Annotated in this window: 27 protein-coding genes, 1 tRNA gene and 1 other RNA gene; 18 read left to right on the top strand and 11 right to left on the bottom strand. The window is 66.6% G+C overall.

Features of this window, described 5'->3' with window-relative positions; genetic code table 11:
- The 6 genes from E3N86_RS14895 to aceE all read right to left on the bottom strand — a co-directional run bounded on the left by E3N86_RS14895 (position 1) and on the right by aceE (position 7,629).
- A complete protein-coding gene (locus E3N86_RS14895; RefSeq protein WP_104101886.1) occupies positions 1-1,236 on the bottom strand; it encodes a beta-ketoacyl synthase in 1,236 nt (411 codons plus the stop codon).
- Between the two features lie 90 nt (positions 1,237-1,326).
- Complete coding sequence (locus tag E3N86_RS14890) at positions 1,327-1,575, bottom strand: acyl carrier protein (protein ID WP_104171086.1); 249 nt, start codon at positions 1,573-1,575, stop codon at positions 1,327-1,329.
- A 64-nt stretch (positions 1,576-1,639) separates the two neighbouring features.
- Complete coding sequence (locus E3N86_RS14885) at positions 1,640-2,644, bottom strand: beta-ketoacyl-ACP synthase III (protein ID WP_104101891.1); 1,005 nt, start codon at positions 2,642-2,644, stop codon at positions 1,640-1,642.
- A gap of 12 nt (positions 2,645-2,656) precedes the next feature.
- Positions 2,657-3,583 (bottom strand): ACP S-malonyltransferase, encoded by a 927-nt coding sequence (locus E3N86_RS14880; protein WP_104101893.1) that lies wholly within the window; start codon positions 3,581-3,583, stop codon positions 2,657-2,659.
- A 105-nt stretch (positions 3,584-3,688) separates the two neighbouring features.
- The gene (locus tag E3N86_RS14875; protein WP_134371918.1) at positions 3,689-4,894 is read right to left on the bottom strand and encodes a CdaR family transcriptional regulator; all 1,206 of its coding nucleotides are present in this window, start codon (positions 4,892-4,894) and stop codon (positions 3,689-3,691) included.
- Between the two features lie 8 nt (positions 4,895-4,902).
- Positions 4,903-7,629, bottom strand: coding sequence for a pyruvate dehydrogenase (acetyl-transferring), homodimeric type (gene aceE, locus E3N86_RS14870; RefSeq protein WP_134512227.1), 2,727 nt, complete (start codon positions 7,627-7,629; stop codon positions 4,903-4,905).
- Between the two features lie 256 nt (positions 7,630-7,885).
- Between aceE and E3N86_RS14865 the strand changes: the two genes are divergently transcribed.
- The 9 genes from E3N86_RS14865 to E3N86_RS14830 all read left to right on the top strand — a co-directional run bounded on the left by E3N86_RS14865 (position 7,886) and on the right by E3N86_RS14830 (position 12,534).
- Positions 7,886-8,353 carry a peroxiredoxin gene (locus tag E3N86_RS14865; protein WP_134371922.1) on the top strand — a complete coding sequence of 156 codons (468 nt, stop codon included), beginning with the start codon at positions 7,886-7,888 and terminating at the stop codon, positions 8,351-8,353.
- A 71-nt stretch (positions 8,354-8,424) separates the two neighbouring features.
- Positions 8,425-8,497: transfer RNA gene (locus E3N86_RS14860), tRNA-Val, on the top strand.
- Positions 8,498-8,585: 88 nt separating this feature from the next.
- Positions 8,586-9,038, top strand: coding sequence for an S-ribosylhomocysteine lyase (locus tag E3N86_RS14855; protein ID WP_104171090.1), 453 nt, complete (start codon positions 8,586-8,588; stop codon positions 9,036-9,038).
- On the top strand, positions 9,035-9,760 hold the full coding sequence (mtnN, locus tag E3N86_RS14850) for a 5'-methylthioadenosine/S-adenosylhomocysteine nucleosidase (protein WP_104101904.1): 726 nt from the start codon (positions 9,035-9,037) through the stop codon (positions 9,758-9,760). Before E3N86_RS14855 ends, mtnN begins: the two co-directional genes overlap by 4 nt.
- A 213-nt stretch (positions 9,761-9,973) precedes the next feature.
- The gene (locus E3N86_RS14845) at positions 9,974-10,288 is read left to right on the top strand and encodes a hypothetical protein (protein WP_134512226.1); all 315 of its coding nucleotides are present in this window, start codon (positions 9,974-9,976) and stop codon (positions 10,286-10,288) included.
- Positions 10,289-10,696: 408 nt separating this feature from the next.
- Entirely contained in the window at positions 10,697-10,957 is a 261-nt protein-coding gene (locus tag E3N86_RS17550) for a GAF domain-containing protein (protein WP_241980543.1), read from the top strand.
- Entirely contained in the window at positions 10,958-11,134 is a 177-nt protein-coding gene (locus tag E3N86_RS17545; RefSeq protein ID WP_370295539.1) for an ANTAR domain-containing protein, read from the top strand.
- Positions 11,135-11,213: 79 nt separating this feature from the next.
- Positions 11,214-11,552 (top strand): hypothetical protein, encoded by a 339-nt coding sequence (locus tag E3N86_RS14835; protein ID WP_134371926.1) that lies wholly within the window; start codon positions 11,214-11,216, stop codon positions 11,550-11,552.
- A 103-nt stretch (positions 11,553-11,655) separates the two neighbouring features.
- The gene (locus E3N86_RS14830) at positions 11,656-12,534 is read left to right on the top strand and encodes a universal stress protein (protein WP_134512225.1); all 879 of its coding nucleotides are present in this window, start codon (positions 11,656-11,658) and stop codon (positions 12,532-12,534) included.
- A gap of 43 nt (positions 12,535-12,577) precedes the next feature.
- Here the strand turns inward: E3N86_RS14830 and E3N86_RS14825 are convergent, their stop codons facing one another.
- Entirely contained in the window at positions 12,578-13,288 is a 711-nt protein-coding gene (locus tag E3N86_RS14825) for a universal stress protein (protein WP_134371930.1), read from the bottom strand.
- Positions 13,285-14,199: a universal stress protein gene (locus E3N86_RS14820; RefSeq protein WP_134371932.1), complete on the bottom strand. Its 915-nt coding sequence runs from the start codon at positions 14,197-14,199 to the stop codon at positions 13,285-13,287. Before E3N86_RS14820 ends, E3N86_RS14825 begins: the two co-directional genes overlap by 4 nt.
- A 141-nt stretch (positions 14,200-14,340) precedes the next feature.
- Between E3N86_RS14820 and E3N86_RS14815 the strand changes: the two genes are divergently transcribed.
- The 7 genes from E3N86_RS14815 to rnpB all read left to right on the top strand — a co-directional run bounded on the left by E3N86_RS14815 (position 14,341) and on the right by rnpB (position 19,324).
- Positions 14,341-15,576: a sensor histidine kinase gene (locus E3N86_RS14815; protein WP_134342912.1), complete on the top strand. Its 1,236-nt coding sequence runs from the start codon at positions 14,341-14,343 to the stop codon at positions 15,574-15,576.
- Positions 15,573-16,256, top strand: a complete 684-nt coding sequence (locus E3N86_RS14810; RefSeq protein ID WP_134512224.1) for a response regulator transcription factor — start codon at positions 15,573-15,575, stop codon at positions 16,254-16,256. The genes E3N86_RS14815 and E3N86_RS14810 overlap by 4 nt, the downstream gene beginning before the upstream one ends.
- Positions 16,253-16,756, top strand: coding sequence for a DUF427 domain-containing protein (locus tag E3N86_RS14805; RefSeq protein WP_104101929.1), 504 nt, complete (start codon positions 16,253-16,255; stop codon positions 16,754-16,756). Before E3N86_RS14810 ends, E3N86_RS14805 begins: the two co-directional genes overlap by 4 nt.
- Positions 16,750-17,271 (top strand): DMT family transporter, encoded by a 522-nt coding sequence (locus E3N86_RS17680; protein WP_134371936.1) that lies wholly within the window; start codon positions 16,750-16,752, stop codon positions 17,269-17,271. Before E3N86_RS14805 ends, E3N86_RS17680 begins: the two co-directional genes overlap by 7 nt.
- A gap of 4 nt (positions 17,272-17,275) precedes the next feature.
- Positions 17,276-18,097 (top strand): Nif3-like dinuclear metal center hexameric protein, encoded by an 822-nt coding sequence (locus E3N86_RS14795; RefSeq protein ID WP_134342909.1) that lies wholly within the window; start codon positions 17,276-17,278, stop codon positions 18,095-18,097.
- A 68-nt stretch (positions 18,098-18,165) separates the two neighbouring features.
- Positions 18,166-18,903, top strand: a complete 738-nt coding sequence (locus tag E3N86_RS14790) for a zinc ribbon domain-containing protein (RefSeq protein ID WP_134371938.1) — start codon at positions 18,166-18,168, stop codon at positions 18,901-18,903.
- 44 nt (positions 18,904-18,947) lie between these two features.
- Positions 18,948-19,324, top strand: an RNA gene (gene rnpB / locus E3N86_RS14785) — RNase P RNA component class A.
- 51 nt (positions 19,325-19,375) lie between these two features.
- Here the strand turns inward: rnpB and ppgK are convergent.
- Both ppgK and map read right to left on the bottom strand, forming a co-directional pair.
- The gene (gene ppgK, locus E3N86_RS14780) at positions 19,376-20,140 is read right to left on the bottom strand and encodes a polyphosphate--glucose phosphotransferase (RefSeq protein WP_134371940.1); all 765 of its coding nucleotides are present in this window, start codon (positions 20,138-20,140) and stop codon (positions 19,376-19,378) included.
- A gap of 19 nt (positions 20,141-20,159) precedes the next feature.
- Entirely contained in the window at positions 20,160-21,026 is an 867-nt protein-coding gene (map, locus tag E3N86_RS14775) for a type I methionyl aminopeptidase (protein ID WP_134342908.1), read from the bottom strand.
- A 12-nt stretch (positions 21,027-21,038) separates the two neighbouring features.
- Between map and E3N86_RS14770 the strand changes: the two genes are divergently transcribed.
- Positions 21,039-21,227 (top strand): SPOR domain-containing protein, encoded by a 189-nt coding sequence (locus E3N86_RS14770; protein ID WP_104101945.1) that lies wholly within the window; start codon positions 21,039-21,041, stop codon positions 21,225-21,227.
- Positions 21,228-21,245: 18 nt separating this feature from the next.
- Here the strand turns inward: E3N86_RS14770 and panB are convergent, their stop codons facing one another.
- Positions 21,246-22,118: a 3-methyl-2-oxobutanoate hydroxymethyltransferase gene (gene panB, locus E3N86_RS14765; RefSeq protein WP_104171103.1), complete on the bottom strand. Its 873-nt coding sequence runs from the start codon at positions 22,116-22,118 to the stop codon at positions 21,246-21,248.
- A gap of 101 nt (positions 22,119-22,219) precedes the next feature.
- Between panB and E3N86_RS14760 the strand changes: the two genes are divergently transcribed.
- Positions 22,220-23,557 carry a glutamine synthetase family protein gene (locus E3N86_RS14760; protein WP_104101951.1) on the top strand — a complete coding sequence of 446 codons (1,338 nt, stop codon included), beginning with the start codon at positions 22,220-22,222 and terminating at the stop codon, positions 23,555-23,557.
- Positions 23,558-23,560: the final 3 nt, after the last annotated feature.

Here is a 23,560-nt window from a genome sequence, read left to right as displayed (position 1 = left end):
CTAGACCGACCGGAACGCCACGACGGCGTTGTGACCGCCGAAACCGAACGAGTTGCTGATGGCCAGCAGATCGCCGGAAGGCAACGTGCGCGGCATGGTCACCACGTCGAGCGGGATGCTTGGATCCTGGTTCAGCAGGTTGATGGTCGGCGGGGCCATGCGCTTGGCCAGAGCGAGAACCGTGAACAGGGCCTCAATCGCCCCGGCACCACCGAGGAGGTGACCGGTGGAAGCCTTGGTCGCCGACACCGGGATTCCGTCGAGCAGGTCGCCGAACACGCGGCGCAGTGCGTTGTACTCGGCGATGTCCCCGACCGGAGTGCTGGTCGCGTGCGCGTTGATGTGCGAGACATCCGCCAGGCTCGCGTCGGCATTCCTGATCGCGGTGATCATCGCGCGGGCCGCAGCCGTGCCATCGGGGTCTGGAGCGGTGATGTGGTACGCGTCACTGGTCACGGCACCACCAAGGAGCTCGGCGTAGATGCGCGCGCCGCGGGCCTTGGCGTGTTCTTCCGTCTCGACGACGAGCGCCGCGGCACCCTCACCGAGAACGAAGCCGTCCCGGGTGATGTCGTAGGGGCGCGACGCCGTGGCCGGGTCGTCGTTGCGCTTGGACAAGGCCTGCATGGCAGCGAAGGATGCGATCGGAAGCGGGTGAATTGCGGCCTCGGAGCCACCGGCGATGACGATGTCGGCGAGCCCGGCCTGTAGGCGGTTGTAGGCGTTCACGAGAGACTCGGTGCTCGAGGCGCACGCGGACACAACTGTGGTGATTCCGGCCCGGGCGTGAAGGTCCATTCCGATGGCCGCTCCCGGGCCGTTCGGCATGAGCATGGGCACGGTCATCGGCAGCACGCGGCGCGGACCGCGTTCGCGGAGGGTGTCCCACGCGTCGAGAAGGGTCCAGACTCCACCGATTCCGGTCGCCCAGTCGACGGCCAGCCGTTCGGGGTCTGCTTCGGGGGAGCCGGCATCCGCCCAGGCTTCACGCCCGGCAATCAACGCGAACTGGCTGGAGGGGTCGAGACGCTTCGTCTCGTGGCGGGCCAGAACGTCGACGGATGGAACCCTGGCCTGGGCGGCGAAGGTCACGGGGAGCTGAGTCCGGGCCACCCATTCGTGGTCTAGCGTGCTCGTCCCCGATTCACCGGCGAGCAGGGCCGACCAGCTGTCGGCGGCCGTGCCGCCGAGAGGGGAGGTCGCACCGATGCCGGTGATAACGATTTTTTTGGTCATAACGTTAACTCTCCGTGAGGCGTGCAAACGTGGGCATCACCCACAGATCAGGCCGGTCGGCAGATGCCGACCGGCCTGTTCATTTGTGGACTAGACCTGAGCCTTGACGATGAAGTCGACAGCGTTGCCGACGGACTTGAGGTTCTTGACCTCTTCGTCGGGGATCTTGACGTCGAACTTTTCTTCCGCGTTGACGACGATGGTCATCATCGAGATGGAATCGATGTCCAGATCATCGGTGAATGACTTCCCCATCTCAACTGTGTCGGTCGCGATGCCAGTCTCGTCGTTGATGAGTTCGGCCAGGCCGGCAAGAACTTCTTCGGTGGACAATGCCATGTTATTTCTCCTTGGGGGTGTCTCGTATGACCGAGATTCAGTTTAGAGGGGAGTTGAGTGAAATCTAGGGAAGCACGACGACCTGCGCGCCGAACACCAGTCCTGCTCCAAAGCCGATCTGGAGGGCGAGGCCACCGCTGAGCTCGGGGTGCTCTTCCAGGAGACGGTGGGTGGCCAGCGGGATCGACGCCGACGAGGTGTTCCCGGTGGTGGCGACATCGCGGGCGATGACGACCGAGTCGGGAAGCTTCAGTTGCTTGGCGAACTCGTCGATGATGCGCATATTGGCCTGGTGCGGGATGAAAGCGGCGAGCTGGTCGCTCTCGATTCCCGCGACCTGGAGAGCCTCCTTAGCCACCTTCGCCATGTTCCAGACGGCCCAGCGGAAAACCGTTTGGCCTTCCTGGCGCAGGGTGGGCCATTCGGATTCTCCGCGTCGGTATTCCTGCAGGGTGTGATTCATGGTGATGGCATCGGCCTTGGACCCGTCGGATCCCCACACGGTGGGTGCGATCCCCGGGAAGTCGCTCGGGCCGATGACGACGGCGCCGGCGCCGTCGCCGAGGAGGAACGAGATGCTGCGGTCCGTGGGGTCGACGAGGTCGGATAGCTTCTCGGCGCCGATGACGAGCGCGTAGTGGGCGGTGCCCGTGCGGATCAGGGAATCGGCTTGCGCCACGGCGTAGGTGTATCCGGCGCAGGCGGCGTTGACGTCGTAGGCGGCGGCGGGGTTGGCGCCGACCCGATCGGCGACCACGGCGGCAATGGACGGTGTCTGCCGGCCGTTGCTGATCGTGGCCACAATGACGGCGTCGATCAGGTGTGGCTGGATGCCGGACCTCTCTATGGCTTCGCGGGCGGCATCCGTCGCGAGGTCGACGGCCTGGATGTCCTGGCTCGCTCTTGTGCGGGTGATGATGCCGGTGCGCTGTTGGATCCATTCATCAGACGAATCGATCGGACCGACCAGGTCGTCGTTGGGCACGACTAGGTCCCCGCGGGCGGCGCCGATCGAGAGAATCCGGGTGTACCGGGGACCGTGCGATTGCTGGAGTGTTGGCTTGGACATATTCTCTTTCGGTCAGACTAGGTTCTGCTGGTCGATCAGGTCGAACGCAGCGGGCAGGTCGTCCGGCGTCCTGATCGCTACGCTGGGCACGCCCTTGAGGGCACGTTTGGCGAGGCCGACAAGAGCCCCGGCCGGTGCGACCTCAATGATTCCGGTCACGCCGGCATCCGCGAACGAACGCATGCACATATCCCACCGTACCGGCGAGGACACCTGATCAACCAGCAACTCCACGAACCGGACACCGTTGGACACCGCGCTGCCGTCCCGGTTCGTCCAGATCGAAAGCGTGGGATCGGCGGGCGCGAGCAGCGCGGAGACACGGGTGAGGTGCTTCACCGCCGGGTGCATATACCGCGTGTGGAATGCACCAGCCACCTGCAGCGGAATCACCCGGGTGCGCGGATTGGGGTTCTTGCCGAGAGCGGCCAGAGCCGCGAGGGAGCCGGCGACGACGATCTGTCCGCCACCGTTGAAGTTGGCCGGGGCGAGGTCGAGTTCGTCGAGGCGGGCCAGGAGTTCGGTCTCATCGCCGCCCAGCACGGCGCTCATGCCGGAGGGCTCCAGCGCCGCGGCCTCGGCCATGGCGGTGCCGCGCTCGCGCACGAAACGCACGGCGTCCACCGCGCTGAGGATGCCGGCGCCGGCTGCGGCGGTGATCTCGCCCACCGAGTGACCGGCGATACCGGTGATGCGCTCCCGCCGGCCGTCGGCGAGGAGTGCGTTCAACGTGAGGAGTCCGGCGGCCACGATCAGCGGCTGGGCGATTCGGGTGTCCCGAATGGTGTCGGCGTCGCTCACGGTGCCGTGGCGCATCAGATCAATTCCGCAGGCCGCGGAGATCTCGTCCAGGCCGGCGGCGAAAGTGGGGTTCCGAAGCCAGGGCTCGAGGAAGCCGGGGGTTTGTGAGCCCTGACCGGGGCAGACGACAACAATCATTGATCCAGTCTCCCAACCTCGTTTGTTGCGGGCATGTCGGAGATCCACCAACTATTCGCGGAGTGTTTGTCGAATCTCGTTAGTTCGGCACCTCTGACGCCGCGATTAACGCCGGCGTGTTGAGCCGTCGTGGTCGCTGATCGACCCGATGATCAGGGCGGCCTGCAGGATGAGGGCCTCACGGGCGCCCGTGGCGTCGTAGCCGATGACCTCTGACACCCGCTTCAGGCGGTAGCGCACGGTGTTCGGGTGTACGAACAGTTCCCGGGCGGTGGCTTCCAGGGAGCGACCGTTGTCCAGGTAGCACCAGAGTGTGGTGAGCAGCTCGGTCGAATGCGCCTGCAGCGGGCGGTAGATCCGGTGGATCAGCGTGGCGCGGGCAAGCGGATCGCCGGCCAGCGCCCGCTCGGGGAGCAGATCGTCCGCCTGTACAGGGCGTGGGGCGTTGCGCCAGGAGCGCGCCACGGCGAAGCCGGCCAAGGCGGCCTTAGCGCTCTTGGACGCGTCGACCAGATTCGGCACCTCGTGGCCGAGCACCAGGTGGCCGGCGCCGAAGCTCGGCTCGAGCTGCACCGCGATCTCCATGAAGCTGAGGGCGGAGGCCGTGCCGATCGCGTCATCCGTCTCGGTCGGCGACGGGTGGGCCCGGCCGATGACCAGGACGAGCCGGTTGCCCTGCACCCCGATCAGAACGTCGGCGGCCATGTGGCGGGCCGAGCGACGCAGCTGGTCGACGTCGAGCATCTTGGGTGTCGTGCCCACGAGCACGCAGACCTCGCCGTGCCCGTGCCAGCCGAGGGCCGCGATCCGGCTGGGCAGTTCGTCGTCGTACTCGCCGCTCAGGATCGAGTCGACGACCAGGGCCTCGAGGCGGACATCCCAGAGGCCGCGTGCCTCGGCTGCCCGGGCATAGACATCCGCCGCGCCGAAGGCGATCTCGCGGGAGTACAGCAGGATGGCCTCCCGCAGGATTTCCCCGCCGTCTTTGACCCGCTCCTCCACCACCTCGACGGTGACGCGGATGAGCTGCAGGGTCTGCTGCAGGCTGATTGAGCGCAGCAGTTCTCGCGGAGCGGCACCGAAGACGTCGGCCGCGATCCAGGGGGTGGACCGCGGGTCGTCAAACCACGAGATGAACGACGTGATCCCGGCCTGGGCGACCAGGCCCACGGCGGAACGCCGCCCGGGCGGCATATCGCCGTACCAGGGCAGCGTGTCCTCGAGACGCTTCAGCGTCGCCGTGGAAAGCTCCCCGGATATCGTTCGCAGCCAGGTGAGCGTCTGTTCCTTCGTCTTCGGTGTGGGTGCCACGGGGGCTGTTAGCTCTCGCCCCCGGCGGAACCGGTAGTTCCCGCCGTTACGTCGTGCAACCGGTACTTCGCGATCGCCTGGCCGACGACGCTGCGGTCGACCTCGCCTCGGCGAGCGAGAAGTTCGAGTGCGCGCACCACCATCGACGGTCCGTCGATCTTGAAGTAGCGGCGGGCCGCCGGGCGGGTGTCGGAGAAACCGAACCCGTCGGCGCCGAGGGTCGCGAAGTCGCCGGGCACGAACTGCCGGATCTGATCGGGCACCGCATGCATGAAGTCGGTGACGGCGATGAACGGTCCGGCGGTGCCGGTCAGCTTCTCCGTCACATAGGGGATCTGCGGCGCGTCGTCCGGGTAGAGGAAGTTGTGTTCCTCGACCGCGATGCCATCGCGACGCAGTTCGGCCCAGGAGGTGACCGACCAGACGTCGGCGGACACTCCCCAGTCCTCGGCCAAAAGGGCTTGGGCCTCGAGCGCCCAGGGCACGGAGACGCCGGAGGCCAACAGCTGCGCCTTCGGACCGGACACATCGGACACGCTGACGCGGTGGATGCCGCGCACGATGCCGTCCACGTCCACGTCGTCGGGCTCGCGCGGCTGCACCTGCGGCTCGTTGTAGACCGTGATGTAGTACATGACGTTGGGGTCGGCGTGCGTTCCTCCGTACATCCGCTCGAGTCCCGACCGCACGATGTGCCCGATCTCGTAGCCGTAGGCCGGGTCGTACGAGACCACGGCGGGGTTCGTCGAGGCCAGCAACGGCGAGTGGCCGTCGGCGTGCTGCAGGCCTTCGCCGGTGAGGGTGGTGCGTCCGGCGGTTGCGCCGATCATGAACCCGCGGGTCATCTGATCGCCCGCGGCCCACATGGCGTCGCCCGTGCGCTGGAAGCCGAACATCGAGTAGAAGACGTAGATCGGGATGAGCGGCTCACCCTGCGTTGCGTACGACGTGCCCACGTTGGTGAAAGCAGCCATCGCGCCGGCTTCGTTGATCCCCACGTGCAGGATCTGGCCCTGCGGGCTCTCCTTATACGCCAAAAGCTGCGCGTGGTCGACCGAGGTGTACTGCTGGCCGCTGGGGTTGTAGATCTTGGCGTTCGGGAAGAACGCGTCGATGCCGAAGGTGCGAGCCTCGTCCGGGATGATCGGCACGATGCGGTGTCCGAAGTCCTTGGCGCGCAGCAGTTCCTTGAGCAGCCGTACGAAGGCCATCGTGGTCGCGATCTCCTGCGTGCCGGAACCCTTCTTGGTGGGGGCGTAGGTCGCGTCGCCCGGCAGGGTAATCTGCGTGTACTTGCTGCGACGCTCCGGCACGTACCCGCCGAGCGCGCGGCGGCGCTCATGCAGGTACTGGATCGCCTCATCGTCCTCGTCCGGCTTGAAGTACGGCGGGAGGTAGGGGTTCTCCTCGAGCTGGGCATCCGTGATCGGCATGTGGGTGCTGTCGCGGAACGTCTTGAGGTTGTCGAGGGTGAACTTCTTCATCTGGTGGGTCGCGTTGCGGCCCTCGAAGCTCGGGCCGAGGGCGTAACCCTTGACCGTCTTGGCCAGGATAACGGTCGGCTGGCCCTTGTGCTCGGATGCGGCCTTGAATGCCGCGTAGACCTTGCGGTAGTCGTGGCCACCGCGCTTGAGGTTCCAGATGTCGTCGTCGGTGTAACCCTCGACGAGCTTGAGCGCGCGGGGGTCGCGGCCGAAGAAGTGCTCACGCACGTACGCACCGCTCTCGGCCTTGTAAGTCTGGTAGTCGCCGTCGGGGGTGGCGTTCATCAGGTCGCGCAGGGCGCCATCGGTGTCGCGGGAGAGCAGCTCGTCCCACTCGCGACCCCAGACGACCTTGATGACGTTCCAGCCGGCGCCGCGGAAGAAGCTTTCCAGTTCCTGGATGATCTTGCCGTTGCCGCGTACCGGGCCGTCGAGGCGCTGGAGGTTGCAGTTGACGATGAAATTGAGGTTGTCGAGACCCTCGTTGGCGGCAACCTGCAGCTGCCCGCGGCTCTCGACCTCGTCCATCTCGCCGTCGCCGAGAAACGCCCAGACCTGCTGGTCGCTGGCGTCCTTGATCCCGCGGTTGGTGAGGTACCGGTTGGTTTGCGCCTGGTAGATGGCGTTGATCGGGCCGAGTCCCATGGAGACCGTCGGGAACTGCCAAAATTCCGGCATCAGTCGCGGGTGCGGGTAGGAGGACAGCCCGTTGGGGCCGTGGGACTTCTCCTGGCGGAATCCGTCGAGTTGGTCGGTGCTCAGGCGGCCCTCGAGGAAGGCCCGCGCGTAGGTTCCGGGGGAGGCATGGCCCTGGATGAAGATCTGGTCTCCGCCGCCCGGGTGGTCCTGGCCGCGGAAGAAGTGGTTGAAGCCGACCTCGTAGAGGGCAGCGGAGGATGCATAGGTCGAGATGTGGCCGCCGACGGAGATGCCGGGGCGCTGAGCACGGTGCACGAGAACGGCGGCGTTCCAGCGTATCCAGGCGCGGTAGCGGCGCTCGATGTCTTCGTCGCCAGGGAAGTCGGGTTCATTGCCGGCCGCGATGGTATTGATGTAGTCCGTGGTCGGCACCATGGGCACGCCGAGGTGCAGTTCCTTGGAGCGTTTCAGGAGCGTCAGCATGATCTCCCGACCACGCTGGTGACCGTGGGCCGATACGAGCGCGTCCAGCGATTCCGACCATTCGGCGGTTTCCTCCGGGTCCGCATCCGTGCTGTTGACCGAATACGGGTCCTGGTCGTTGACAGTCACACTCGACCTCTCTCTGTTGGGCAGACCATCGAAGCGAACCTGCCAAGTTAGCGGTGCCGGATGACGGTCGGATCACGACCGATGGCACCACGCAAGCCTACAGATTTTGCCTTCGGTTTGTGCGCGGTCGGTGAGCGCCGTTCGGGCCGGGAATCGAGGGTCCCTTGGGACGCTCATCTTGGTTCCGGCAGAAGGCGGGGCTAGGCTGTGGCGTCGCCTTGCATCGTTCCCGTGGGCGCACGAAAGGAAGCGCTCCATGGCGTTGGAAAATGACACCCAGGCTCCTGATTTCGAGCTCTTCAACCAGTTCGGCGAGCGGGTGCAGCTCAGCGAGTTCCGCGGGAAGAAGTCGGTCGCCCTGGTCTTCTTCCCCCTCGCGTTCTCGGGAATCTGCAGTGGCGAGTTGTGCGAGCTGCGGGACAACCTGTCGTTGTTCGTCGCCAACGAGGTGGAACTGCTCGGCATCTCGGTCGATTCCCGTCACGCCCTGCGTGCCTGGGGGGAACAGGAACGGTACACCTTCGACCTCCTGGCCGACTTCTGGCCGCACGGTGCGGTCGCTAAGGAATACGGGGTGTTCCTCGAGCAAAAGGGCTTTGCGAACCGGGCCACGTTCTTGATCGACCCTGAGGGGATCATCCGGGCCAGCTTCATCACCGCGCCGGGCGAGCCCCGGTCGTTGGAGGCCTACCGGGCTGCGATCGGCGAACTCCAGCCGACTTGAACCCGGCCGCGGTCCACCCGGCGCGCAGAATCTGTATGATGAAACACGGCCTTCACCGGCCGTTGCGTCAGGGGCCTTTAGCTCAGTTGGTAGAGCGCCACGTTTACACCGTGGATGTCATCGGTTCGAGCCCGGTAGGGCCCACACATAAACCCCTGATCACGTCCGTTGCGAACGAGCCCCAGCCGAGTGCCACGACAGCTTCCAGGGAGAACACGTGAATCAGCCACGCATGAACGTCGAATCGTTCAACCTCGATCACCGCACGGTTGTCGCACCCTACGTGCGCCTGGCCGATACCAAGATGCTGCCGCAGGGGGACACCATCGTGAAGTACGACGTGCGCTTCACCCAGCCCAACGTCCTTCACCTGGAGATGCCGGCAGTGCACTCGATCGAGCACCTCTTCGCCGAGCACTCCCGCAACCATTCCACCCGAGTCATCGACTTCTCTCCGATGGGCTGTCAAACCGGTTTCTACCTCATTCTGCAGGGGCAGCCGGAGTACGCCGAGGTCCTCGAGTTGATCGAGGCCACCATGACCGACATCCTCGGCGCCACCGAGGTGCCCGCCGCCAACGAGGTTCAGTGCGGTTGGGGAGCCAACCACTCGTTGGCAGCCGCCCAGGACGCCGTGAAGGTCTTCCTGGCCGCCCGCGGCGCCTGGGCCACCGTCACCGCATGACGACCGTCGACGCGATCATTCTGGTCGCGATGGAGGAGGAGGCTGCTCCGTTCCTGGCGGCGGCCACCGCTTCCGCGCCGCCGGTCGCCATCGGCAGGGCCCGCCGGCACCGCCTCACCTTGGCCGGGCGTGAAGTGCTGCTCGTGCAGAGCGGCATCGGGCTGGTCAACGCGGCCGGTGGGACGACATCCGCACTGCTCTTTGTGCGCGCCGAGGACCCCGAGGCGTCGCCGCTGGTGATCAGCGCGGGTTCGGCCGGCGGGGTGGGCGCCCAGGTGCGGGTGGGCGAGGTGGTCATCGGGAGCGAATACCTCAACAGCGACGCTGACGCACGCGTCTTCGGGTACGCGCTCGGCCAGGTGCCCGGCATGCCGGCTCGCTACGAGGGCGCGACTGAGGCGCTGCGCGGCGCCGAGTCGGCTGCCCGGATGCCCGACGGATCGGCGCTGGTCGTGCGCCGCGGGCTGCTGGTCTCCAACGACGCCTTCGTGAGCGTGGAGCGCGCAGAGAGCCTCCGCGTGCTGTTCCCCGGGGTTCTCGCCACCGACATGGAATCCGTGGGCGCTGCTCAAACCTGCTTCGCTCATGGCGTACCGTTCGTGGCGGTCCGCGGCATCTCCGACCTGTGCGGACCGGTTGACGATCACCTCACCCACATCGACGACGCGGCCGACCGCTCGGCCGCGGTCGTGCTGGAGATGCTGCGCAGGTTCGCCGACTGACTCGGCCTACGCCCCATCCGGCCGTGACCGATCCTCGGTGCGTGCAAAGGTCGGACGCAGGTTCTTCAATAGCTCTACGGAGCCGGGTTCCGCGCGATACGCTGGAAACGGCGTGACTGAGAAAGTCGCTGCCCGCCGCGGAATAATCGTTGCTTTCCCGCGGAGCCGAGTGGTCGTGAAGGCACCGTTCACACTCACGCGCGAGCGACTTCGATGCGAGTAATTTCGATCCGAGTAACGGATGCCCTGGGGGGGGTGAACGTCGTCATGTCCCGGTCTGACCGTCAATCGTTCCGCCTCGCCGTCGAGGAGTTGCGCAACGCGCACCTGAACAGCACGCACCTGAACAGCACGCACCTGTGTTCGCCGTTCCTGCGGGTGCTGCCCGTCACCGGCGTGGCGATCTCCACCCTCGGCGCACCGTTCGGCACCGAAACCGTGTGCGCGAGCGACGTCGAAGGCGTGTTCGCGTTCCCGATGGTCGTCGGAACGTCGGAACGTCCGAACGTCGGACATCGGAGCGGTTGACCTGTACTCCCGCCGCCCCCGCACTCCCACGCGCGCACGGTCCGCGAGGTAGCGGACGATGTTGTGGCGCGAAGGGTTGATTTTTACTTCAGAATTAGACGGGTGCTGGGATGGAATTATGGTGACCAGAACACGTGAAGGTCAGTTGGTTGAGACCTTCGTCATGCTGGCCGACCCGCTTGTCGTCGGGTACGACGTCGTCGACCTGCTGCACACACTCGTAGAGACCTGCGCCACACTCTTCGGGGCGTCCGCGGTCGGGATCATCCTCTCCGCTTACAACGACAACGACAACGACAACGATCTCGAGGTCGTGGCCTCAACCGACGAACGAAGTCGCCTGATTGAGATACTGCAGCTGCGGGCCGGCAATGGGCCGTGCGTCGAGTGCTACACGACCGGCTACCCGTGGCCATTCCCGACCTCGATGTCCTCGCCCCGGCATGGCCACGGTTCCGGGCGGGAGCGCTCGAACTTGGCTTCAAGTCGATGCATTCGGTCCCCCTGCGGCTGCGAGCGACGACCATCGGATCGCTCAATGTCTTCTGGGATCGCCTCGGCGGTCTGGGAGCGGAGGACCTGCGCACGGTCCAGGCGCTGGCCGACACCGCCACCATCGGCATTCTTCAGGAACGCGCCATCAGGGAGAGCGGCGTGGCTCGGGCGTAGCTGCAACGCGCGCTCAGTAGCCGCGTTCTGATCGAGCAGGCCGAGGGCGTCGTCGCTTTCACCCACACCGTCGACATGGAAGAGGCCTTCGCGATCCTGCGTCAATATGCCCGCGACAACGGCCAGTGGCTGGTCGAGGTTGCCGAACAGGTTGTGAACCGAACCCTCGACCTGTAAACCCCGCACGGTCTAGTATCAGAATATGCCCCAGACCTTGGCTGCACATGTCCATTTCGTGAACAATCAGGGGTCTACCATGAAGCGTCTATTTCACCCCGGCGGATCGGTCATCACGGGCGATGACCTTGCGGATGCCGTCATGCACTATGCCGAGGCGTTGAGTCTCCGTCCCCAGGTCGATGTCGTCGACATCCCGATCGTCAAAGAGACGGGCCTGCTGGGTCGCATCCAGATCCTGATCGGCGGATCCGGCCAATTGGTCTGCGTTACTGCCGGTTCCGCACGGTCAGAGCTGTTGGAGCCGGAGACGGTGGACACTCTCCGCCATAAGGCCCTGGTCGGCATGGCCTCGGGCCGAGCCTCGTGGACGGGCGACGGGCTGGATTCGCCACAGTTCGACGAGTTCGACTACTGACGTCCTGACCGACGCCGGGACTTTCGGCCCTGTTCTGTCGGACCGGCGCGCGACATCGTAGACCCCGTTCTGCCCGCTGTGACGGGGAGCGGAGGAGGTCGTCGTGGACAACCGTGTTGTAGTGGGCGTCAGCGGTCGGCCGCCGGCTCGGGCTGCGCTCCGGTGGGCGCTCGACTATGCGCGTCCCCGGAGCCTGGAGATCGAGTTGGTGCACGTCGTCGACGCGACCTTCGGCACGACCCCAGCCGGGTTTCTGCACTCGGCCCGCGAGCAGGCCGAACTGCTGCTCGCCCGTGAGGGTGAGGAGGCCCGCAGTGTCGCTCCTGACCTGACTTTTCGCACGACGGTCCTCGAGGGCTCGCCCACCGGGGCCCTCACCGACTGGGCCGTCGGCGCGCAACTCCTCGTCGTGGGCTCGCATGCCCTGGGCCGGTTTCGGGACTATGTCTTCAGCACCCAAGCCGCGCAGATCGCGGCTTACGCCGCCGGTTCCGTCGTCGCCGTGCCCGAGCGGGAGGAACAGCGCGGCACCGGCGTCGTCGTCGGGGTGGACGGTTCCGAGGCATCCCTCGCCGCTGTGACATTCGCCGCGGATCAGGCGGACCGCCTGGGCGAGCGGTTGACGGCGCTGTACTGCTGGAGTGCGCCGGCCCCTTGGACCGAAGAGCGCGCCATGATCGACTGGCCGATGGTGCCCGATGAGGCGGACCGCCTGGTCCTCTCCATAGCGGTGGTGGGACTGGCCGAACGCTATCCGGACCTGGTGCTCGACCTGCGGCTCGACCTCGGGTTGCCGGTGGACGCACTTGTGTCGGCGGCGACCGGTGCGCGGCTTCTCGTTGTGGGCAGCCACGGTCGCCACGGGTTCGCTCGCTTCTGGCTGGGTTCGGTCAGTCATGTGATCGTTTTGACCATGCCCTGCCCAGTCGCTGTGATCAGGGTCGCCGGCACCGAGACCGGACCGATCAGCGAACCCGTCTAAGTTGTCCACAGCGCTCGCATCGGAGCGTGCGAATCGGAGGGTGTCAGTCGGACCGGGCGATCAGCACAGGCACGTTGATGTTCATCAGGACGTCGTGGGTGACTGAATCGATCACCGACTGGGTCACGGGCCTCGGATGTGAAACTCTGAGCACGGTATGGCAGCCTCGCTGCCGACATCGAGCAGAGCCTCGGCCGGCGGCCGGTGCACCAGCCGGGGATTCACGAACGCGCCGGGGGTCGCGGCAGTCGCGAGCTCCGGGCTCCGCACGCAAAGTCGAGGGCGCATGCACGAGGATGAGTTCGTGGCCAAGGCGGCGCGCCTCCTGGGCGCCGGGAATGACGGCCGAGGTGGATCCCTCGAAACGGTCGACATCCACGACGACTCCGCTTCGGCTGTCTGAGGTCGATTCCGGCACCGCGGCGACGGTGCAGCCGGCCGCCGCGGCGATCTGAACGCTGCGCGAGCCGAGCACGCGTCCGCTCAGGGAACCGGTCTTGTGGGTTCCGACGACCAAAACATCGTCGGATGTCGGCACCGCGGCGAGCGTCCAGGCGGGAGACCCGCGCAGGACGAGCGCGCCGATGTCCAGCCCGGGATGCGTCTTCGCCGCGGTGATCTCCTGCGTGAGCAGACTGCTCGCCCGGCGCTCGGCCTCCCTTGCGTCGTCGGGACCCAGCAGCCCCCACTCATCGTCGACGACGTGCACCAGGACCACGGGCGACCCGTCGAATCCGATGTAGGAGGTGTTCACCGCTTCTTCACACCTTCCGTGGAGTCCGGTCGGGACTCGGCGTGTTCACCGGCCGGGCGGGGGACCACAGCGACCGGGCACGGCAGGTTCATCAGCACGTCGTGGCTGACCGAACCGAGAAAGAGGCTGCCGACGGCACCCCGGCCGTGTGTGCCGACGACGACGAGGGACGCCGTTTGGGAGGCATTCACGAGCACGGATGCCGCGGTGCCCTGTTTCAGAACCTCGGCGATATGCAGCGCCGGATGCGCGTCGCGAACCCTCCTCGTTGCCCCCGACTGGATGCGCGCGTGGGCGTCCCGTATCTCCTCGTAGGGCAGGACGGCACCGTATTCGACGGCCACGGTCGCGGGAATGGTCCAGGCGTGGACGATATCGAGAGGGAGTTTGTAACGCTCGGCTTCGCGGGCCGCGAAGTCAACGGCGACCAGGGCCGTGACGTCGTTCTCCATGCCCACGACGATGTGGCCGCCACGTGCCTGCCAGTTGACGGGGACGACGACGACGGGGCATCGGGCGTGGGCCGCGAGGCGAAGGGGAAGGGTGCCGAAGACCGTCCCGGCGAGAACACCGGTCTTGTTCGTGCCGATGACCAGAAGGTCGGCGGTCGCCGATGCCCGCGCCAGCTCATCGACCGGGACGCCATGGCGGATGTAGCTCGTCTTCCGGCAGGAGGGTGCCACCTGTTCGACCCGTCGAAGGGCTTCCGCGAGCGGGCGCTCGTAGGCAGGCTGACTGGAATAGTCCGATCCCTCAGCGGGGTACCAGCCCAGCTCCACCACCGTGGTGAGTTCGAGTTGCACGGGCGTGCCCTGCATCCGTTCGAGCGTCACGACCCGGTCGAGGGCCCACTCCAGGGCCGCCTTGCTCGCGGCCCCACCGTCAATGGCGACGATCACTTTTTCAACCATGGGTGTGACTCCTGCTCTGGGGTGGAATCGCACCGAACAGACCGCCCCACGTTATGATCGCAGTGCCTGCCGGACCGGGACAGGGCCGAAGGTCCCGTGCGGGTAGTATCCCCGCTACCAGACGAGAGGCGGTCCTCGGTCATGCCCCACGAAACTATCCCGGTCACCCTGAACGAACGTCCCGAGGCTCGCTCGGAGACAGTGATCGACCTGCCGGCGCACCTGCCCCTCCCGCGCCGGTCGCGGTGGGTGGCCGCATCCGCCGATTTCATCGAGGGTTTGCGGGGTGAGCGAACGGGTGACCCGCTGATGTTGCTGGCAGACATCTTCGCGTCGGCTGCGGATGCGGACCTAGTCTGCGTCATCGGGCCGCCTGGTGTTGATTCGGGCGTGGGGGACGGTTTTGTCGTCCACGCGGCTCATGGCAGCGCCACTCGACCGTTGGACGGCCTGGCCTTCCCCGTGGCGGGGAGCCTCTGCGGCCGGGCGATGGCCACCGGCCGGCCGGTCCTCGTCGGCCGGGAAGAGCGCGAGGCTGCGGGCCCCGAGTCGCTCCTGATACTCGGGTCGACCCTGGTGGTCCCGCTGGGCAAAGCCGGGGAAACCGGCCCGCCCGCAGTGGTGCTCACGGCCTCCCGGCCCAGCGGGGCGCCCCCGTTTACTGCCGTGGACCTCGATTCGGCCGTCGATTTCGCCCGACTGGCATATGCGGGCCGCCACCTCGAGCGGAGCAGCACGGACCGGGCGCGTCTGGCGGTGCTCACCGATCGCGACCGGATCGCACGTGAGCTGCACGACCGGGTCATTCAGCGGGTCTTCGCTGTCGGGCTCGCCGTGCGCGCCCTCGGCGGGATGACCGCCGACCCGGTGTTCGGGCGGCGGCTGGCCGACCAGGTGGGAGCGCTCGACGCGGTCATCGCCGACCTCCGCACCGCGATCTTCGGGTTGTCGACGCAGGCGGACCCCGACCGGCACGGGCTTCGCCGCAGCATCGTCGACCTGCTCGACGAGGTCGGACCTCTCTTTGCGCACCCGCCGCGGGTGGTGTTCTCCGGGGCGATCGATCTGCTCGTTTCCACCTCGCTGGCTGATGATGTCGTGGCGGTCGTGCGCGAGGGGCTGACCAACGTGGTCCGGCACTCCGGAACCCGGGAGGCTGAAGTGCGCGTCTCGGTCGCAGCGCACATCCTCACGGTCGAGATCGGCGACACCGGCGTCGGTCTGACCGGCGCAAGTCGGCGCAGCGGCGTCGCTAATCTGGCGGTCAGAGCCGAACGCTGGCAGGGGATGGTGTCGCTGCGCGACCGGGCGCCGCGCGGTGCCGAACTGCGTTGGACGGCGCGCGTGAGCGACGCTTCCGCAGAGACTTCCCGATGACGCGCGTGTTCGTGGTCGACGACCACGACGTCGTCCGTATCGGCCTGGCTGCCCTGATCAACGCCGAAGCTGACCTGGAAGTGGTGGGGGAGGCGGCAACGAGGCGGCAGGCCGTGGCGAGGGTCGCCGCCACCCGGCCGGACGTCGTGGTCCTTGACGTGAGGCTGCCCGACGGAAGCGGCATCGACGCCTGCCGGGACATCCGGGGGAGGGATCCCGGCATCCGGTGCCTGATGCTCACGGCGTTCGACGACGACATGGCCAGCCGCGCCGCCGTCCTGGCTGGGGCGTCCGGCTATGTCTTGAAGGACATCCGCGGTGATCGCCTGGTGCAGGGAATCCGGCGTGTGGCAGGGGGGGAGTCGCTGCTCACCCCGCGGCTGGCCGGCCGGGTGGCAACCTCGTTGGGGCTGGACCGAGGCGACCCTGCCGCCCGCGCGCTGACGACGCGGGAACGGCAAGTCCTCGATCTGATCTCCCGGGGCCTCACCAACCGCCAGATCGGCGAGCACCTTGACCTGGCGGAGAAGACGGTGAAGAACTATGTGTCGGGGGTGCTCAGCAAACTCGGCATGGAGCGCCGCACCCAGGCCGCCGTCTTCGGGGTGGAGTTGCAGCGCCAGGAGGGTTCGTCCAATGTTCGAATTCACCCGGCCGCTCCCGGTACGCTGGCCGGATGAAGCCGTTTCGCACTAACCGGGTTGTGCCCGGACCCGGCCAGGAATCGGTCTGGGATTACCCGCGACCGCCTCGCGTGGAGACGAGTGCCGACCGGGTCGTCGTCACCCTCGGTGGCCTGGTCCTGGTCGACACCGACGATGCCGTCCGGGTGCTCGAGACCAGCCATCCGCCGGTCTACTACCTGCCGCGCTCCGCGTTCCGGGCGGGGAGCCTCGAACCGGTGACCGGCCGATCGTACTGCGAGTACAAGGGCGAGGCGTCGTACCTGAGCGTGGTCACCCCGGGGCGTGTGGAGGAGGCGGCCGGGTGGTACTACCCGTCGCCGACGCGGGGCTTCGAGGATCTGGCGAACCGCGTCGCGCTGTACCCCGGACGGATGGACCTCGTCACCGTGAACGGGGAAGCGGTGCTGCCTCAGCCGGGCGACTTCTACGGCGGCTGGATCACCTCCCGGGTCGTCGGACCGTTCAAGGGGGCTCCCGGCACTCTCGGATGGTGACGCCGCCGCGAACCGTCACGAGCCGGCTCGGCGTGGCCCCCATCTTTCTGGCTGCGCTGCTCTGGGGAACGACGGGCACGGCCGCGCACTTCCTGCCCGTCAGCGCCAGCCCGCTGGCGACCAAGGGCAGTCACACGGCTCTGGACACTGTGCACACTGGTGGCTCTGCTCGGCACGATTCTGCTGATCACCGGCCGGCAGTCGGACCAGGCCGCCGGGTCCGCTCCTCTGGGCGTTCTGCTCGGGCTGCTCGCGCGATCGGGCCCATGTTCGTCGCCTATCTGCTCTTCGGCCGCGGCCCGCGCACGGTCTGCGGCAGCACGGCGACCAGCCTCACTCTGGTCGAACCTCTCGTGGCTACGCTGCTGGCGGTCCTGATCGTCGGCGAGCGGTTGCCACCGTCCGGCTGGGCCGGGCTCGGGCTGGTTCTGGTGGCGGTGACCGCGCTTGCAGTTCCTCGGAATTCCGGTCAACCGTCGTCAGGAGGGCGCACCGCCTCGTCACCGGTAGGCTGACGAGGTGCCCGTCTCACTCGCCGATGTCAGTCGGATCATCCATGAACTGTGGCCGTTGTCCGGTGCCGAAGTCTGGGACGCCCCGGGTCTGGTCTGCGGCAACCCCGGCCAGCCCGTCGAATCGATCCACCTGGCCGTGGACGCCGTCTCCGCGACCGTGGACGAGGCGGTCGGACATGACGCAGACCTGCTCCTGGTGCACCATCCGCTCCTGCTGCGCGGCGTCACGTCGGTCGCCGAAGACCGTTACAAGGGCGCCCTGATCGGTCGTCTGATCCGAGCGAATTGCGCTCTCCTTGCGGCCCACACCAACGCGGATGTCGTCGTAGACGGCGTCTCGGACATCCTCGCCACCCGACTCGGCCTCATTGACGCAACCCCCATCACGGCGGGCGCCGCGGCGGGAACGGGAATCGGCCGGGTCGGCCGGCTCGCGCACCCGACCACCCTGGGCCAACTGGCCCACCGGCTCGCCCAGCTCCTGCCGGCGACCGCCACCGGCGTCCGGGTCTCGGGGGAGTACGGCAGTGTCGTCAAAACCGTCTCGCTCTGCGGTGGTGCAGGCGATTCCCTTCTCCCTCATCCCGCCGTGCAGGCGTCCGACGTCTATATCACCTCCGACCTCCGTCACCACCCGGCGTCGGAGGCCCGTGAGCAGTCCGGGCTGTCGGGGGGCACCCCTGCCCTGATCGACGTGTCGCACTGGGCCAGTGAATGGCTCTGGATCGAGCCGGCCGCCGAACAGCTGCGGGCTCTTCTGCCCGGTGTGCGCATCACCAGCAGTTCCCTGCGCACGGATCCCTGGGACTTCGCGATCGTGCAGTAGCCTGCCGATGAAGTTCGGATCCACCCCCAACGCTCGTTCATATTTCTATTCGCAAAGGTCAGGACATCGTGAAGGCATCCCCAGTAGAACAGAAAGAGCTTCTCCGGCTTCAGGCTCTCGACATCCGGCTGCAGCAGGTCGAGCATCAGACGAAGGCCCTGCCCCAGCACGCCGAGATCCGGGAACTCACCACGCTGTTCGACACCACCCGGATGGCCTTCGGCACCCGCGCCGGCGAACGTGATGACGTGCGCACCGAGCTGGCGCGGATCGAATCCGACGTCGAAGTGGTCGAGAAGCGCATCGCGCGGGACACCGACCGGGTTCAGCACACTTCCTCGGTGAAAGACGTGCAGGCTTTGGAGACGGAGCTTGCGGCGCTGCGCAAGCGCCTCCTGGCGCTCGAGGAGATCGAGATCGCGGTGATGGAACGGCTCGAGGAGAGCGATGCGACCGTCTCCGCGGTGGAGGCGGAGCGGGACGCGATCGCGCTCCGGATCCACGACGCCGAGCAGGCGCGCAACGAAAGCCTCGCCGATCTGAACCGGCAGCTCGGCGAACTCCGCCGGGACCGGGCCGCCGTCGCCGGCAGCGTCGCCGAGGACCTCGCCACGCTGTACGAGAAGCGCTTCGTGACGGGGCGGGGCAACGCCGCTGCCCTGTTGCGGGCGCGCACCTGCAGCGGCTGCACGATGACGCTCACCGGCAGCGACCTCGATGCCGTGCGTTCCTCGCCGGCCGACGAGGTCCTGTTCTGCCCGGACTGCGGGGCGATCCTGGTTCGCACGGAGGAGTCCGGGATCTAGGTGGAGCCGGGCCCCGCCGGCGGCCTGTATTCTGGACTGTGGAATGGGTCGGCAAGACGGTCGCGTCATCCGCTACCTTCGGGTCAGCGGATGCCGAGGAACGTCCGGGCTCCGCAGAGCAGGATGGTGGGTAACGCCCACCCGGGGTAACCCGCGAGACAGTGCCACAGAAAGTAGACCGCCTCCGGTTTCGGCCGGTGGTAAGGGTGAAACGGTGGTGTAAGAGACCACCAGAGGCCAGGGTGACCTGGTCGGCTAGGTAAACCTCGTCCGGAGCAAGGTCAGACAGGAAACGCCAAGGCGGCTCGCCGAGTTTCCGGGTAGACCGCTAGAGGGCTGCGGCAACGTAGTCCCGAGATAGATGGCCGTCCAGGGTGCTACGGCATCGGGACAGAACCCGGCGTAATAGCCGGCCCATTCCACCTTCCGGCCGCCGGGTTCTGCGCCCGGGTGCTCTGCCGCCCCGGGCAGGTCAGTCCTGATGCTTGACGGCGAGTGCGGCGGCCCCGAGGATTCCCGCGTTGTTGCGATGCACGGCCGGGATGACGGCTGTCTTCAGTCGCAGAAGGGGCAGGAAGTCCTGGTGGTGCTTGGACACGCCGCCGCCGACGATGAAGAGGTCCGGCGAGAACAGTGCTTCCAAGGTCGAGTAGTACTTCTGCAGCCGACCGGCCCATTTTTCCCAGCTCAGGTTCTCCCGCTCCTTGGCGGAGTACGCGGCCTTGGTTTCGTAGTCGACGCCCTCGATCTGCAGATGGCCGAGTTCGGTGTTCGGCACCAGCAAACCGTCGTTGAGCAGTGCGGTTCCGATTCCGGTGCCGAGGGTCGTCATGATGACCACTCCCTTCACCCCCTTCGCCGCGCCGAACTGCGCCTCCGCGTAGCCGGCGGAATCCGCGTCGTTCACGAAGTGAATGGGCTGGCCGAGACCCTTCTGGAAGAGATTCTCGGCGGAGAGGCCGATCCACTTGTCCGAGACGTTGGCGGCCGACATGGTGTGGCCGTTCTTGACGACGGCGGGGAAGCAGATGCCCACCGGCAGCGCGCCGGCACCCTCCTCGGCGGAAACGGTTGTCAGGAGGGTCCTGGTCGTTTCGATGATGTCGGCTGGTCGGCCGCCTTTAGGCGTGGGAAGCTTCACACGATCGGACAGGAGCTTGCCGGTGGACAGATCGACCACCGCTCCCTTGATCCCGGTGCCGCCAATGTCAATGCCGATGGCCATGGTTGAACTCATAGTCAAAACCTACCGGTTGTCAGGAGAGGGTGAGGATCTCGGCGCCGCGGTCGGTCACCACGAGGGTGTGCTCGAACTGGGCGGTGATGCTCTTGTCCCGGGTCGTCACGGTCCAGTCATCCGCCCACATGTCCCAGTCGGTCCCGCCCAGGGTGAGCATCGGTTCGATCGTGAAGACCATGCCGACCTCCATCACGGTGTCGTAGACGGGAGCGGAGTCGTAGTGCGGGATGATCAGGCCGGAGTGGAAGGCCTCGCCGACGCCGTGTCCGGTGAAGTCCCGAACGACCCCATAGCCGAACCTCTTGGCGTAGGACTCGATGGCGCGGCCGATCACGTTCACCTGGCGTCCGGGAGCGACGGCCCTGATACCGCGGGCGAGAGCCTCCCGGGTGCGTTCGACGAGAAGCCTGACCTCGTCCCGTGCCTCGCCGACAATGAAGGTGGCGTTCGTGTCGCCGTGCACACCGTTTTTGTAGGCGGTGATGTCTATGTTGACGATGTCGCCGTTCTCAAGAACGGTGTCGTCCGGGATGCCGTGGCAGATGACCTCGTTCACGGAACTGCACAGTGATTTGGGGAACCCCCGATAGCCGAGCGTCGACGGGTAGGCGTCACGCTCGATCATGAACTCGTGGCCGATCCGGTCGAGTTCCTCTGTCGTCACGCCGGGGCGGATGGCCTGTGCGACCGCTTCGATGGCCCCGGCCGCAATCCGGCCTGATTCCCGGATCAGCTCGATGCGCTCGGAGGAGTACAGATTCGATCCTGTGTAGGGCGAGGGCATTCCCTTGCCGACGTACTCCGGGCGCACGATGTGGCGGGGAACGGAGCGGAGCGGAGAAACCGCGCCCGGGAGGAGGTGACCAACAGAATCCTTAGGCATAGGATCAAGCTTATGTCCGAAGGCACCGATCATCAGTTCTGGTACAACATGCGCACGGGCGCGGTCGAACAGGGGATGCAGTCCCCCTCCGCGGACCGCGTCGGGCCGTTCGCCACCCGGGAGGAGGCCGTCCACGCGCTGGAGAAGCTGCGCGCGAACAGCGCCAAATGGGCCGCGGAAGAGGCCGAAAACGATCGCTAGTCCCGCGAGCGGCGAGTTTTACTCGTAGCTGTGTTCCGGCCCGGGGTACGCGCCGGAGTCGACGTCGTCCTTGAACCGGTGCACAGCATCCGTCAGCACGCCGCGCAGGTTGGCGTACTGCCGAACGAATCGGGGCACCCGACCCTCGGTCATGCCGGCGAAATCCGTCCATACCAACAGCTGGCCGTCTACGTCGGGCCCAGCACCCACCCCGATCGTGGGGATGTCGAGCCGTGCGGTGACCAGTGCCGCGACCGTCGCCGGGACCATCTCGAGCACGACCGCGAAGGCGCCGGCGTCCTGCACCGCGAGGGCGTCTTCGATCAGCTGATCCGCGGCCTCGCCGCGGCCCTGGATCATGTGTCCGCCCAGCCCGTGCTCGCTCTGAGGGGTGAAGCCGACATGCCCCATCACGGGGATCCCCGATGACACGATGCGCTTGATCTGCTTGTGGCTGCGAACCCCGCCCTCAAGCTTGACCGCGTGGGCCTGCGCTTCCTTCATGAAACGCACGGCGGTGTGCAGGGCCTCGCTCTGGCCGGTCTCGTACGAACCGAAGGGCATGTCCGCGACGACGAGTGCGCGGGTCACGGCGCGCGCGACGGCCCGGGTGAGCGGGATGAGTTCGTCGACCGTCACCGGAAGGGTGGTCTCGTAGCCGAACACGTTGTTACCGGCCGAATCGCCCACGAGCAGGAAGTCGATGCCGGCCTGGTCGAAGATCTGGGCCGTGAGCATGTCGTAGCTGGTGAGCCCCGTTATCGGGATGCCCTGCTGCTTGGCGTTGTGAAAATGGCGCGTGCGCACCCGTTTGGGTCCGGACTGCACGGAAACGAAGGGATTCAGCTCGCTGACGGGCTGGGGTTCATCCGGAACGGTCGACTCTGGCATGCCTCAAGTGTAGTCAAGGCGCGTTCAGGCCGATCGGCGGCCGGTTTCGCCCGAGAGCCGGCGCCAGACAGTAGCCTAGGGAGCGACAAGAAAGGGCGTGAATGGACAAGCAGCGCGACTTCGTTCTTCGGACCATCGAGGAGCGGGGAATCAAGTTCATCCGACTCTGGTTCACGGATGTCGTCGGCACCCTCAAATCGGTGGCCATCGCACCCGCAGAGGTCGAGGGCGCATTCGCCGAGGGTCTCGGTTTCGACGGTTCGGCGATCGAGGGTCTCACCCGGTCGTTCGAGGCGGATGTGCTCGCGCACCCGGACCCGACCACGTTCCAGATCCTGCCCTGGCGCGGTGAGATCGACCCGACCGCCCGCATGTTCTGCGACATCATGACGCCGGACGGTCAGCCGGCCGTCGCCGATCCGCGAAATGTGCTCAAGCGCACGCTGGCCAAGGCAGCCGACCGCGGTTTCACGTTCTACACCCACCCCGAAATTGAGTTCTACCTGCTCAAGTCGTCCAAGTATGGCAAGAACGGCCCCGTGCCGGTGGACCACGCCGGCTACTTCGACAACGTTCCCGGCGGCACAGCCCACGACTTCCGCCGCCGGTCGGTGCGGATGCTCGAAGACCTTGGCATTTCTGTGGAATTCAGCCACCACGAGGCAGGTCCCGGTCAGAACGAGATCGACCTGCGCTACGCGGATGCGCTGACCACGGCGGATAACATCATGACCTTCCGCACGGTCATCAAGGAAGTGGCCATCGAGCAGGGCGTCTACGCGACGTTCATGCCGAAGCCGATGTCGGAGCACCCCGGGTCAGGAATGCACACGCACCTGTCATTGTTCGAGGGCGACACCAACGCGTTCTTCGAGGCGGGCGCGCAATACCAGCTCTCCAAGACCGGCCGCCAGTTCATCGCCGGGCTGCTCAAGCATGCCCCGGAGATCACCGCCGTCACGAACCAGTTCGTGAACTCCTACAAGCGCCTGTGGGGTGGAGACGAAGCCCCCAGCTTTGTGTGCTGGGGTCACAACAACCGGTCCGCCCTGATCCGGGTGCCACTCTACAAGCCTAATAAGGGGCAGAGCGCCCGCGTCGAGTACCGGGCCATCGACTCGGCAGCGAATCCGTACCTCGCGTACTCCCTCATGCTGGCCGCCGGGCTCAAGGGAATCGAAGAGGGCTACGAGCTTCCCCCCGAGGCCGAGGACAATGTGTGGGGCCTGAGCGACACCGAGCGGCGCGCCCTGGGCTACCGGCAGCTTCCAGCGAGCCTGGACCACGCGATCCAGTACATGGAGGAGTCCGAGTTGGTCGCCGAGACGCTGGGCGAGCACGTGTTCAACTATGTGCTGCTCAACAAGCGCCAGGAGTGGAAGGAGTACCGCTCGCAGGTCACTCCCTTCGAGCTCGACAAGAACCTCGAGATGCTCTAACAG

The sequence above is a fragment of the Cryobacterium sp. Hz7 genome, assembly GCF_004402815.1.
Lineage (GTDB): Bacteria > Actinomycetota > Actinomycetes > Actinomycetales > Microbacteriaceae > Cryobacterium > Cryobacterium sandaracinum.
The sequence above is the reverse complement of the archived record's forward strand: the minus strand, read 5'-3'. Positions and strand labels throughout refer to the sequence as shown.